Here is a 13,301-nt window from a genome sequence, read left to right as displayed (position 1 = left end):
CTGGCCACGTCAGTGGCTGTCGGTTCAGTGGCGTTCACGTTAATGCCTGTCCGCGCCTTGAATCGGCTCGTCGCCCAGCGTCAGCGCTTGCCCGGGCACGATCCGTTCTTCTTCGAACAACCGCCAGGTCTTGCCGTCCTCCACCCCCAGGAGTTCGACGAAGCGCCGGCCCTCGACCCCGTCCCTCAACTGCCCGACGTAGCGCCCCGGTTGCGACGGGTTGCGCGCCAGCACCACCTTGCGGTCCCTGGCGGGTTGGGTCGGGGAGATCAGATTCAGGACCAGGGCTTCCGGCTGACTGGCGCCGGTCAGTTGCACATCGACCTCGCCGGTGAGCGCGTCAAGGCCGACGCGGGCGTGCAGGTTCAGGCCGTGCGCGAGCAGTTCACGGTCAAGGGCGCGATTGATGCCTTTTCCGGCTTCGTAGTAATTGTCAGTGACCAGGTTGTCCGGGTGGGTGACGGCGATGGTGACCATGGCCAGGGTCAACGCCACCGAGCAGGCCAGAACGCCGATGATGATCCATGGCCATAAGTGTCGGTGCCATGGACGTGCTGCGGTGACTGCGGTCATTTCCGGCCTCTCTCAGCGGATGGACGGGCCGACGAAACGGCTCTGGGTGTGGACTTCGGTGTCGCTGTTTTCGATGTCCCTGAGGGTGAAAATGACCTCCCGGCTGCCTGGCGGCACGTGCTCGGGCGCGACCGACAGCTCCACTGGCAGGCTGATGATCTCGCCAGCTGGCACCTTGATGTCGCGACGGCCGTGCAGCTTCAGGTCCGGCAGCCCGGTGGCGTCCAGCACGTAAGTGTGGTCGACCTGATCTTTATTCATCACCTTCAGGCTGTAGACGTTGGCGATCCGGCCCTCGGCGTTTTCACGGTACAAAGCGCGGTCTTTGCTGACATCCAGGCCCACCAGTGGGCGCGTGTAAAAGCCGCTGGTGAGCACGCCGATCATCGCCAGCAGCACAACCGCGTAGGCGATAAGCCGGGGCCGCAGTGTATGGGTAACCTGCCCGGAAAGGTTGTGCTCGGTGGTGTAGCTGATCAACCCGCGCGGTAACTCGATCTTGTCCATGATCGAGTCGCAGGCGTCGACGCACGCGGCGCAGCCGATGCAGGCGATCTGCAGGCCGTCGCGAATGTCGATGCCGGTGGGGCAGACCTGCACACACATCGTGCAATCGATGCAGTCGCCCAGGCCCTGGGCTTTGTGGTCTGTGTCTTTTCTGTGTGTGCCCCGTGGCTCACCCCGCCGTGGGTCGTAGGAAACAATCAGGGTGTCCTTGTCGAACATCACGCTCTGGAAACGCGCGTAGGGGCACATATGGATGCAGACCTGTTCGCGCAGCCAGCCGGCATTGGCGTACGTGGCGAGGGTGAAGAAACCGACCCAGAAATACGACCAGCCATCGGCCTGGCCGGTGAAGAAATCCACCAGCAGTTCGCGGATGGGTGAGAAATAGCCGACGAAGGTCAGCCCGGTCACCAGACCGATCAGCAGCCAGAGGCAATGCTTGGCCGTTTTGCGCAGGGATTTGTGGCCGCTCATGGGCGCCTTGTCGAGTTTCATGCGCTGATGGCGGTCGCCTTCGGTGACTTTCTCGCACCACATGAACACCCACGTCCACATGCTTTGCGGGCAGGTGTAGCCGCACCAGACCCGCCCCGCGAACACGGTGACGAAGAACAAGCCGAACGCGCTGACGATGAGGATGCCCGACAGCAGAATGAAATCCTGAGGCCAGAACGTCGCACCGAAGATGTAGAACTTGCGTGCAGGCAGGTTCCACCACACCGCCTGATGTTCGCCCCAGTTAAGCCAGACCGTGCCGAAATACAGCAGGAACAGCAGCAACCCACCGGCGCGGCGCAGATTGCGGAACACGCCCGTAAACGCACGGGTGTAGATCTTCTCCCGCGACGCGTAAAGGTCGAAGGTGTCGCCGTCCTTTTTCGTCGGCGGCGTGACGTTGTGCAGCGGTATCTGGTTGCTCATGGCAGCGTCCTGCGCCCCTGGGGCCGAATCATCAGCGTGTGCGACGGCGTTATGCTTCATTCCTTCGTTTGCGCCTCGGTCTCCCCGTGGGACAGGCTATAAACGTAGGCCGCCAGCACATGCACCCTGTCGTTGCCTTGCAGCTGCGCTTGTCCGGGCATCTGGCCCTGGCGGCCGTAGCGGATGGTCTGCTGCAGTTGCGCAAAGCTGGCACCGTAGATAAACGCGCCGGGGCGGGTCAGGTCTGGCGCGCCCAATGCGGCAACGCCTTTGCCTTGCGGGCCGTGGCAGGCGACGCAGGTGGTGGCGTAGATTTTCTGACCCGCCGCCGGGTCGGCGTTGGCATCAGCGGGCAGCGTGCGCCCATCCAGTTGTGTCAGCACATAAGCCGACACGTCGCGCACGCTTTGATCGCCGATCACCGCGCCCCACGCCGGCATGACCGCATGGCGGCCGTTCATGAGGGTGGTTTTGATGGCCTGCGGATCGCCGCCCCAGCGCCAGTCGGCGTCGGTCAGGTTGGGAAACCCATAGGCGCCCTTCGCATCGGAACCATGGCAGACCGAGCAGTTGGACGCGAAGAGCCGGGCACCGATCTCCAGCGCTTTCGGGTCTTTGGCCACCTCTTCGATGGGCATCGCGGCGAAGCGGGCGAAGATCGGCCCATAGCGCGCCTGCGCCTGTGCCATCTCCTTTTCCCACTCGTGGACGCCGCTCCAGCCGGTTGCGCCGTCGGAAAAGCCGATTTTCTTATCGCTGTCGGCGTAGTCGTAGCCCGGCAGCAGGCCGGTCCAGTTGCCCAGGCCTGGGTAGGCCGCCAGATAGCCCAGCGCGAAAACGAGGGTGGCGATGAATAACCAGAACCACCACTTGGGCAGCGGATTGTCGTACTCCTCGATGCCGTCGTAGGCGTGGCCGACGGTTTCATCGGTGGCGTCGGCGCGCTGGCCCTTGCGTGTGGCGAGCAGCAGCCAGCCCATCGCGAAGATCGTGCCCAGCGTCAGTACCGTGACGTAAATGCTCCAGAACGTGCTCATGCGTCGTTGCTCCTGGCGGCCGGGCCCTGGCCACCTTTGTTGGCCTGAGCTTGCGCTTGTCTGAGCGGCTCGATGGCCTCGGGGTCGTCGGCGAACGGCAAAAGCGTTGCATCGTCGAATTCCTTCTTGCGCCGTGGGCTGTACACCCACAGCGCCAAACCGATAAAAGCCACCATCACGATAATGGTGCCCAGGCCTCGAATGGTTCCCATGTCCATGGCGATCACCGTTTGCTCTTGATGAGAGTGCCCAGGCCCTGAAGGTAGGCCACCAGCGCATCCATTTCGGTCTTGCCCTTCACCGCGTCGCTCGCGCCGGCAATGTCGGCATCGGTGTACGGCACGCCGAGACTGCGCAGCACCTCCATCTTCTTGCCGGTCAATGTGCCGTCGAGTGGGTTCTCCGCCAGGAAGGGGTAGGCCGGCATGATCGACTCCGGCACCAGGTCGCGCGGGTTGTACAAATGCGCACGGTGCCAGTCATCCGAATACCGGCCGCCGACCCGGGCGAGGTCCGGCCCGGTGCGTTTGGAACCCCACAGAAAGGGGTGATCCCAGACGCTTTCGCCGGCCACGGAGTAATGCCCGTAACGTTCGGTTTCAGCGCGAAACGGCCTGATCATCTGCGAATGGCAACCGACACAGCCGTTGGCGATATAGACGTCGCGGCCCTCGAGTTCCAGCGCCGGGCGCGGCGTCATGCCTTCGACGGGCAGGGTGGTCACGTCCTGAAAGAACAGCGGAACGATCTGGGTCAGCCCCCCGACCGCCACGGCGAGGACCATGAAGATCAACAGCAGGCCGATGTTCTTTTCCAGTGCTTCGTGCTTGATCATCAGTGGGCCCCTACGGCAGCAATCTGCGCGGCGGCTTGGGCTTCTTCGGTGTTCGCTGCGCGAATGGTGCGGAACACGTTGTAGGCCATGAACAGCATGCCGCTGGCGAAAATCGCTCCGCCCAGCGCGCGCACGATGTAACCCGGGTGACTGGCCTGCAACGCCTGGACGAACGAGTAGGTGAGGGTGCCGTCGTCATTGATCGCCCGCCACATCAGCCCCTGGGTAATGCCGTTGACCCACATCGCCGCGATATAGAGCACGGTGCCAATGGTGGCGAGCCAGAAGTGCGTGTTGATCAGCGCGACGCTGTGCATCTGCGCACGGCCGTAGAGTTTCGGGATCATGTGGTAGACGGCGCCGATGGAGATCATCGCCACCCAGCCCAAAGCGCCGGCATGGACATGGCCGATGGTCCAGTCGGTGTAGTGGGACAGCGAGTTGACGGTCTTGATCGCCATCATCGGCCCCTCGAACGTCGACATTCCATAGAACGCCAGCGACAGCACCAGGAAGCGCAGAATCGGGTCGGTGCGCAATTTATGCCAGGCGCCCGAGAGGGTCATCATGCCGTTGATCATGCCGCCCCAGCTAGGCACCAGCAGGATGATCGACATCACCATCCCCAGCGATTGCGCCCAGTCCGGCAGAGCGGTGTAGTGAAGGTGATGCGGGCCGGCCCAGATGTACAGGGTGATCAATGCCCAAAAATGCACGATGGACAAGCGATAGGAATAGATCGGGCGCTCGGCCTGCTTCGGCACGAAGTAATACATCATCCCGAGAAAGCCGGTGGTGAGGAAAAAGCCTACGGCGTTGTGCCCGTACCACCACTGAATCATGGCGTCGGTGGCACCCGCATACGCTGAGTACGACTTGAACAGGCTCACCGGCAGCGAGATGTGGTTGACGATGTGCAGCATCGCCGTCACCACGATGAACGCACCGTAAAACCAGTTCGCCACGTAAATGTGTTTGGTCTTGCGTTTGACGATGGTGCCGAAGAACACCGCGCCGTAGGTGATCCAGACAATCGCCAGCAGGATCGCAATCGGCCACTCCAGTTCGGCGTATTCCTTGGTGGTGGTGTAGCCCATCGGCAGCGTGACGATGGCGCCGACGATCACCGCCTGCCAGCCCCAGAAATGAAAGGCTGCCATGCCGTCGGAGATCAGCCGGGCCTGGCAGGTTCGCTGGACGACGTAATAGGAGGTGCCGAACAACGCACAGCCGCCGAAGGCGAAAATCACCAGATTGGTATGAAGGGGGCGCAGTCGACCGAAGGTCGTCCACGGCAGGCCGAAATTCAGGTCGGGCCACACGAGCTGCGCGGCGATGAAGACGCCCAGGCCCATGCCGAAGATGCCCCAGACCACCGTCATGATGGCGAACTGGCGGACGACCTTGTAGTTATAAGCAGTCGGGCTGAATGCTGTGCTCATGTCAGGTTCCACGGTGTGTATTTTATTAGTAGTGGTCACAGCCGCACCTTTGATCGCGCGTAACCCGTCACGCAGTGGCGTGATGCCGGGTCAACGGAGGCGAGGGATGCGGTGCACGCAGACGCCCGGCGCCGATGCGCAAGATGAGTCTGGCGAAGTGGTCTGAGGAAGGAAGACAGGTCGAGCTGGATCGCGCGCGTGAGTGGGAGGGATTGGATACAACCCTGCGGGTGAAAACAGCGCTGGGGCTGTTTGTCTGCAAGAGGGCTGCGTTGCCGGGCACAATCGTGTTGCTTGGCCTGTGGCTAGCTGTCGCCGGTCCACTGTGCGGGCACAGCTTAGACGCGATTTCACGCGGAGGGAAGGCTTTGGAACAGCGCCTGCGACACTTGGCCGCGCTCGACAGGAAGTTGCCGCGTCCTTGGGAGGACGCGGCGATCAACCATTTCCGGAGATAGCTGAAACGGTTCTCTGCCTGCCGTTCCTGTGCATTGAGAGAGCGTTTCGGTGCCAAAGTTGTATACAAAAAGCCGCTGACATTGACACTTTTATCTGCGCAAAAAAATTTGGCCCGAGCTCGCAGAAAGGCCGGCGATCGTCACGGGTGATCGTCCGGAGCGGACAAAAAAGCATATTCCGTCAATGAAACCGCCCGGTTGTGTGCGGGTTGGGGCGCTCAGGTTCGGTGCTTCTTGCCGAAGTGCAAAAGCAGACTAACCCTGTGCACCTGAACCCTCGCTGTCGGTTGGATAAGGGCGTAAGGCAGTAGGCGGCCCCGCTGTTGTCGCATAATGGCCGCCGAGACGTCCGCTCGATCATGCGGATGGTTAATGAGTGAAGAGAAAGAGACTTTCATGGGCACAGGACAAACAGCGAAGCGCACGGTGGACCATTGCGGGGAGCTTGCGCAGGCACACGGCTGGATCTGGGACGCCCCCACCGGGCCCGCCGCGGACGCGCCAGCGACGCTGATTCTCGCCCACGGCGCGGGCGCGCCGATGGACAGCGATTTCATGAACAGCATCGCCACGCGTCTGGCGGCCTTGGGTGTCGGCGTGCTGCGCTTTGAATTCCCCTACATGGCCCAGCGCCGCATCGACGGACGCAGACGACCGCCCAATCCCCAGGCGAAGCTGCTGGAGTGTTGGCACGAGGTGTACGCCGCCGTGCGTGGCGGCGTCAGCGGTAGAGTGGCTATGGGCGGCAAATCCATGGGCGGGCGCATGGCCAGCGTCATCGCCGACGACGTGGGCGCCGATGGGTTGTTCTGCCTGGGCTATCCGTTCTATGCGGCGGGTAAACCCGAGAAGCCACGGGTCGCACACTTGGCGGAGTTGCGCACGCCGACGCTGATCGTTCAGGGCGAACGCGATGCGTTGGGCAATCGAGAAGCTGTGGAGGGGTATGCGCTGTCAGAAAGCATCGAGGTGCACTGGGTGCCGACTGCCAACCATGACCTCAAGCCATTGAAGTCGTCGGGCCTCAGTGTTGAGGCGTGCATGCAGGAGATTGCTGAGCTTATGGCGCGTCGCGTGATCGGATAGGGGGCTCGTCGGCGCTTGTCCCACAGACCCGCTCGAACAGACCGTCGGGCATGTGCTGCGCGCTTTTAAGACGCCGTCTGGCGACGACGTCTTTGAACTGGGCGCTGCTTACATCTTTGAGGCCAGGTTGAAGCTGGCTGGAGCGCGTGAATTTGGTATTAGCGAATTAGCGCATTAGCGCATTAGCGAATCGCGACGCCAAGGCTGGAGTTGATGTGCAGCAACTTGTAATCCTTGCCGGTGTTGAGGTTCTTCACGTAATACCACTTCGCACCGAACACGTTCTTGGCGACGGTGGACGACCAGTAATTGGCGTTGCCCATGGGCCAGCGATTGCCGTAGGCGTTGTAGATCTCGATCAGTTGGTGAATGCTCGGGATGCGCGCGCCGATGCGGCTGGCGGCGTTGGACACTTGGGTGTAATTGCCGGAGCCCAGGCCGTGGCATTCGATGACGCCGGTGACCGAAACGGTAAAGCTTTTGCTCTCTCCCGACGCATCGGTTGCCGTAATGATGGCGCCGCCTCTGCTTCGGACAGAAACGAGGCCCGCAGCGTCAACATGTGCCACGTTGGGCATACTCGATGAGTACGTATAAGGTGGCTTGCCGCCGCTTGCTACGCGCGTGACCGTCGTCCCGTTTGGAAAGACCGGAAGAAGATCGGTATAGGCCGGCAGCAGGTAAATCTTGCCACTCAGCGTTGCGGGTGAGGTATCAAACTCCAACCCTTTTAGAACATTCAGAGCCAACTCTTCGGAGGACCGTGGCACGGCATTGCGGGTCACAATGTAGCTCGCATTCGCCGAGCTGCCTTGCGCCGCAGTAATTTGTGCTTTCGGTACATTAAAAATCAGAACACCCTGAGTGCCGACCGTTTGCGCGGGTGTGTCATACGTCGTAACACTCGACCAGCGAACGGTAACCTGATCATCGGGCGCCATGTCTCGGTAGCTCACTCGAACGGTAGCCCCGGATTCCGGGATCAGTGAAGGGCGCACAATGCCGTCGGCGCTTACGGAGTCCATGGTGGGCGCTGGCAATTCAAGCACCGTACTCATGATTTGCAGGCTCACGGTATCGGATTGCTGAATTCCACCGGCACGTTGGACGGCGTATGAAATATCTACCGTTTGCCCGTCGTTGGCACTTACCAGCTGAGCCGCGAATAAGACTGGCAAATCGCGTCCTGCTTCCTCAGCGGTGATGACTTTATGCTTGGTCTCGCTACCTTTTGGACCGCTCCAACGGGTTTCGACCTCATCCCCTGATTCCAGGTAGGCGCTTGCAGCAATCAAAACCGTAGCCCCATTCAGCGCATCAGCTGGATCAAGCACATTGCCCTTGGCTTCCTGAATAACGGGGATAGGCAATGGCGCGTATGCCATGCTTCCCACTCGGAACCTCAGTTGCGCTGAAACGAATTTCTGCGTCCCTCTGTCGACTTCGTACCAAGCGGTCACATCACTGTTGGTATTGGCCTCGACGTAACGTTTGTTGACCCTGAAGATCACCTCTCTGCTGACGGTGCCACTGTTGATCACAGTGAAGTCACTGTAGCTGCCACTTGATCCTTGGCCGTCCCAGTGCAGTGTGACTTGGTCATTCTCTGCCATGCCTGGATACCGTGCGATACGTACGGTGGCTTCAAGCGCGATATTCGCAGGGTCCAATACGCCGCTGCTGCCAAGTTCGTCGATGGAAGGCGCTGAAAAGGATACGCCGGTGTCATCCCCGACCAGAACGTTCAGGATCGGTGACTTGAAAAACTCCCGCTCGAATGAAGTGACGGTGTAGTAGACCTCTAAAGAACCGCCTGCCAGTGCGCTTACCTTCGTGTCAGGAATGGCGTACTGCAATGTGTTGCCGATGTCTGCATTGCTGAGATTCTTACGCTCTTCATGCATGACGTTCGCGCCGCTGGCCGTTTTGCCCATCCAGACCAGGTTCACATCATGGCCGGGAAGCATGAAGTAATAAGGTGGAACCTCGACCAACACATTATGAGCAGTCGGATCCAGTACCCCTTCGTTTTGCTCGGCCACGGGAATCCGCGGCAGATCCAGTTCCATCATCTTCCCAGTGATTTTCAGCGGTAGATTTTTTGATAACAATGCCTGGCCGGTGGTTTTCATCACTCGATACTTGATCCGCGCGCGACCTTGGCTGATAGGCACGAAAAGATCGTTCGGGATCGAAAAGTCCAGAAACCCGAACGGGTTCTGAACTACTTTCGTCGTTCGGTAGGTAGGCAGAGGCATGCCTGTGCCAGTTTCGCGCTCTACAGACAGCATGACCTCATCATTTTTGGCGATTTGCGGGTTTGAAAGCACCAGAATCTGGACGGATGCGCCATCCAGCTTTTCAAGATCGAGTTCCATGTCAGGCGCCTGCGGTGCGACCGGCGCGGGTAGAGTATCCCGTCCAATTTCCACCTGCGCATAGGTTGGCAAGGACCAACGCGACCAGTTGTTTACGATGTCGCGGATTTCGTAGCGGACTTCGATCATGTCCGAACTGCCCGCGAATTCGATAGCGCCTTTGGGCACCTGAATGACGAGGGGTTTCCCGACCTCAGCCTCATTCATGATCACCATCCGAATAAATTGTCCATGCCATGACAATTTGACGTCGTCGCCGACGGCCATGTTTGCATATGGCGGGATTTCAACGGAGACGCCTTCAGGAGAGGTGATGACGCCGGGTGGCGAGATGACGGGGGTTGCGAGGGCTTCGTTTTCGTACGGGGTAGCTGGATTCGGGTCCTTTCCACCTGGAATGTCGAGCTTGACCACAACCTGGATGACATTGGACAACTCAGGGATTGCTGACGGGAATGGGGTGTAGACATACCTAACGTCTATCAAGCCGGGTTTAATCCATTGAGTCTCAACCAGTAGCGTAAAGATTCCGTCGCTAATGTCTGAATCAGAGGTGTGAGTGTAAGACGATACGGGGTCCTCGTTGGCTCCCCAGTAAAGTTCAATTTTGTCCTTTGGGCTAAGCTTTAAAGGTCCCACTAGGACTTCCAGCGATTTTGAGGGGTCAGCTACATCAACATCACCGATACCCGCATGGTCATAACTCAAAATTGTAGGGTTAGGGAGCGTGAAGTTGTTATTCGTTTGCACGTGAGTATTTCCTTCAAAAGATGGCGGGCCTTAAGCCCGCCGGTAAATTAAGCGTTACAAACACCACCGACCCTGAGGTCTACGTAAGCGTTCGCTTTTAGCGAGTTACCTGTGCCTTTATCACTGAGCACCTGAAACGTTGCTTCAGCATGGCCGTAGCAGTGGCGCATTAGTTCATGGCGGGGTACCGAAAATCGATACCCTTTGACGACATTCTCCTCAGTGAGAGGGGGCGATGTATGTGTCCAGGTGAACCTTAGTTCCTTGGCTACGAGGTCGCTGTAGGCCTCATACGTATAAACGATTGTCTGCCCTGTGCTAATGTTCAAGTAAGGTTTTATATAAACAGGAGCTCCATTTTCAGAGTTTTCCCTGTTAATAGCTCCGTTAGCGTTGAGTTGCTCAAATTCTGGAGCGTCCAGACCGTCCGCGCCTCCTGGCAGCTCATCTTTGGATCGGACGATAATTCCACGTTCAGCTGAGATGGACCGGTTCGGGTTACCCGGCTGTGAGACGGTGTAGTAAACGCGGATATCCGTGCCGGTTCCGAGCGGCTTAAAGAAAGAATTTTTAATTGTCAGAAGGAGGGGGCGCCCAGCAGCACTATCAGAGTTGGTGATGATGTAGGGGGAGATTAATGCCTCTTGGCCGGCCCAGTAAATTTGGATAGACTCGCCCGCGTCGAAATCTTCGTTCCAGTTTATGATGGCGGTAGCATCCAACTCGAAGTCGTCTTCGTCAATCAAGTTGTCTTCGGCGCTTGGCGTACTGCTGCCACCCTTTACAGTGGGTTTCTCGAGAGTCCCCGGGACGGGTAGTTCGATATTGACATTGATGTCAGCCGTTTCTGAAACACCTAGCACCTGTCCACCGCGCAGGACGTCATAACGCAATTGTCGTGATCCATTACCCGCTTCTGCAATTGTTGAATAAACAATTTCGAACACCAAGACGAACTCTTGGGCAAGATCCTTCGCGTTTACTGGGTAGGGACCCACTGAGACTCCACCCCAGCGAAGAAGAACCTGATCCCCATCCTGGAAAATAGGGGCGGAGGGGATGCCCACGTTGACATTGTTTAGTGCATCGGAATAATCGATGAGCCCGTCATAGCTTTCAATAACTGGAGGCGCCAAGTCGGTGATGACTTCCGTCAGGAACAACGGAATTGTCACTTCCCTGGAAGGCGCTGAAAGATTACCCGCTCGGTCTTTGATCTTGTAGGATGTGGCGCCCGGATTGTTCCCAAGCGAGATTAAGAACTCTTTCCCAAAAGGCACTTCAATGGGCGTGTCACCATCTTCGTTCCCGGTGAGTAAAATCTCTGGCCCCGGAATGTTGCCCCAGTAGGTGAAGATGGTATCCCCGCTGGTCAGACCGGTATATCCATAGATTCGGCCTGTCAGCGTGTTGCCCATAGCTTCCAGTTCCACAGCTGTGAGACCGTCTTTCGCCTCGTCTGGGAAGTCCATGTACCCGAGCTGATGCGCGCCCGGTGCGGTTCTATCCACCTTCAAGTCGATCGCTAGCGACTCTGCCGTATTACCGCCGGGAAACGAACGGGTTACATACTTCACTTTATAGAGGCCATCATTCGTCAACGCCGTGTCGACAGGGATTTTGAGCTCAATAATTGCTCCCTCAATGGGCGCGTCCAAGGTGAATTCTGCTCCGACCGTTAGTCCGTTAAGGGTCAAGTGCAGTGAATCGTTTGGCTTGGCGCCCTCCCAAACAGTAACCTGAACAATGACGTCAGCCCGTAAATCTTCTGTTTTAATCAATCCGTCAACCGGGTCAGCCAGCGGGATGTACGGGGCTGGTAATTCCAGTTCCGCGCTTCGAAATGTCGAAGGACGTTTAGCCGTTGAAAATAATTTCCGTTTGCACATTTGCATCACCTTTGATCGTTTCTTTAATTGACTGTGTAGGGCCCTGCTTTAACGAAGGTTATTGGCGGAGCCCTCGTTTCCGAAAGTAGATTTCTTGTCTTTCAGTGCTATTGAAGCAATAGAGTTTGCGGGTCTTTGTCAACCATTTCATAGGCGCTTATTTGTGAATTTTGAGCTGAATGAATATCTAGGAAGTTTCCTACGACGTAGGAGGATCGGATCTGTAGGAGAAATAACCCGTTAAAAGAGAATTGGACTATGCGATACATGGTCTGAAAGTTTTTTCATCGCAGAAAGTGCTCCTATGATCGCCATTCATTCTAGGAGCGTTTGCTGTGAGATATTTTATGGAACGTCGAATCGTGACGTCATTGGGCTTAGGTGTTGTAGGTGTGCTTGCAAATGTGCACGTTGCTGCGTCATTGCTTGAAAGGGTGGATATTGGCAATGGCTCTATTTATCTGGGGCCGGAAGATGCACCAGACTCTTATGTCATTGGTCCATTCGGAAAATTGGATGTCGCAGGTGCAACGGTTGATAGGGTTACGGCATATGGCGGGACTATCGTCATCCATGATGGCGGCCTGGTAAGAAGCGGTATCGTTGCTGGAAAGTGGTTGGATGTTAAAGATTCCACTGTCCATGGCGGCGCACAGGTCGGTGTTGTCGTCCAGGAGGGTGGCGTTGGAAACATTGCCGATAGCTTAATCGACGGTGGAGGCTTAGCCGTAAGCGCAGTGGCGCTCGGAACCGTCAACATATCGAGGTCTTCTGTAAGCGCGTTGAAATCCGGTGCGTCTGGGTATGGGTGGGGGGCTGGCGTATTTGGCGGAAGGTTGAACATTGGCCAAGGAAGCGACGTGGTGGGGCTACAGAACGGCGCATATATTTCGTCTGGAAGAGTTGCCGGACACGCTACGACTTTCAATGTCGGTAGCCTCGTAATTGACCAAGCGACTGTACAGTCAATCGAAGGCGCAGCACTTAAAGTTGAAAATGTCTTGGGTAGCGACGCTTTTACCGACATCGTTATAAAAAACGGTGCAAACCTGATCGCAGGTAACGGCCGGCTTCTGGAGGTCGTGGAAGGCGGCCTTGTCTCATTCACCGTAGATGGAAGCGTGCTGCAGGGGGAATTACATTCCGATTCGAGCAGTGTGTTGGATGTCAAGCTGATCACCGGAGCAAGACTTGCCGGTAATCTATTTGGAATCAATTCAATGGCCATCGGTTACGACTCGAGATGGCTTATGAGCAGGTCGAGCGAAATTGGCCTGATGTCGTTGGATGGCGGCAGCGTCGGTTTCACCGGCGACGGCTTTCATTCGCTTTCGCTTGGCAGCCTCTCCGGTTCTGGCCTTTTCGACATGCGCATCAACCTCGATAACGCCAGCGGCGATCTGCTTAGCGTGAACGGTGAAGCGT

At 57.7% G+C, this 13,301-nt stretch carries 10 protein-coding genes; 2 read left to right on the top strand and 8 right to left on the bottom strand.

All coding sequences use genetic code 11. The annotated features are described in order from the left end of the window. Window positions 1-39 precede the first annotated feature (39 nt). Genes VF672_RS23605 through ccoN form a run of 6 tightly spaced genes read right to left on the bottom strand, consistent with a single transcriptional unit; the run spans window position 40 to window position 5,315 of the window. Window positions 40-573 (bottom strand): FixH family protein, encoded by a 534-nt coding sequence (locus VF672_RS23605; protein ID WP_331107479.1) that lies wholly within the window; start codon window positions 571-573, stop codon window positions 40-42. 12 nt (window positions 574-585) lie between these two features. Next, the gene (ccoG, locus tag VF672_RS23600; RefSeq protein WP_331107477.1) at window positions 586-2,001 is read right to left on the bottom strand and encodes a cytochrome c oxidase accessory protein CcoG; all 1,416 of its coding nucleotides are present in this window, start codon (window positions 1,999-2,001) and stop codon (window positions 586-588) included. Between the two features lie 56 nt (window positions 2,002-2,057). After that, window positions 2,058-3,038: a cytochrome-c oxidase, cbb3-type subunit III gene (ccoP, locus tag VF672_RS23595; RefSeq protein WP_331107476.1), complete on the bottom strand. Its 981-nt coding sequence runs from the start codon at window positions 3,036-3,038 to the stop codon at window positions 2,058-2,060. Then, window positions 3,035-3,256 (bottom strand): cbb3-type cytochrome c oxidase subunit 3, encoded by a 222-nt coding sequence (locus tag VF672_RS23590; protein WP_331107506.1) that lies wholly within the window; start codon window positions 3,254-3,256, stop codon window positions 3,035-3,037. The genes ccoP and VF672_RS23590 overlap by 4 nt, the downstream gene beginning before the upstream one ends. Window positions 3,257-3,261: 5 nt before the next feature. Continuing rightward, complete coding sequence (ccoO, locus tag VF672_RS23585) at window positions 3,262-3,873, bottom strand: cytochrome-c oxidase, cbb3-type subunit II (protein ID WP_331107474.1); 612 nt, start codon at window positions 3,871-3,873, stop codon at window positions 3,262-3,264. Then, on the bottom strand, window positions 3,873-5,315 hold the full coding sequence (ccoN, locus tag VF672_RS23580; protein ID WP_331107472.1) for a cytochrome-c oxidase, cbb3-type subunit I: 1,443 nt from the start codon (window positions 5,313-5,315) through the stop codon (window positions 3,873-3,875). The genes ccoO and ccoN overlap by 1 nt, the downstream gene beginning before the upstream one ends. An 854-nt stretch (window positions 5,316-6,169) precedes the next feature. Here ccoN and VF672_RS23575 point away from each other — a divergent pair. After that, a complete protein-coding gene (locus tag VF672_RS23575; RefSeq protein ID WP_331107470.1) occupies window positions 6,170-6,859 on the top strand; it encodes an alpha/beta family hydrolase in 690 nt (229 codons plus the stop codon). 182 nt (window positions 6,860-7,041) lie between these two features. On the opposite strand, the gene VF672_RS23570 is transcribed toward VF672_RS23575, so the two are convergent. After that, window positions 7,042-9,987 carry a hypothetical protein gene (locus tag VF672_RS23570; protein WP_331107468.1) on the bottom strand — a complete coding sequence of 982 codons (2,946 nt, stop codon included), beginning with the start codon at window positions 9,985-9,987 and terminating at the stop codon, window positions 7,042-7,044. A 47-nt stretch (window positions 9,988-10,034) separates the two neighbouring features. After that, window positions 10,035-11,882, bottom strand: a complete 1,848-nt coding sequence (locus VF672_RS23565; RefSeq protein ID WP_331107466.1) for a hypothetical protein — start codon at window positions 11,880-11,882, stop codon at window positions 10,035-10,037. Between the two features lie 341 nt (window positions 11,883-12,223). On the opposite strand from VF672_RS23565, the gene VF672_RS23560 reads away from it, so the two are divergent. Further along, a partial coding sequence (locus VF672_RS23560) for a pertactin-like passenger domain-containing protein (RefSeq protein WP_331107464.1) occupies window positions 12,224-13,301 on the top strand: 1,078 nt, incomplete at its 3' end.

It is taken from the genome of Pseudomonas sp. (assembly GCF_036387035.1).
Lineage (GTDB): Bacteria > Pseudomonadota > Gammaproteobacteria > Pseudomonadales > Pseudomonadaceae > Aquipseudomonas.
This window is presented reverse-complemented; position numbering and strand designations above follow the sequence as displayed.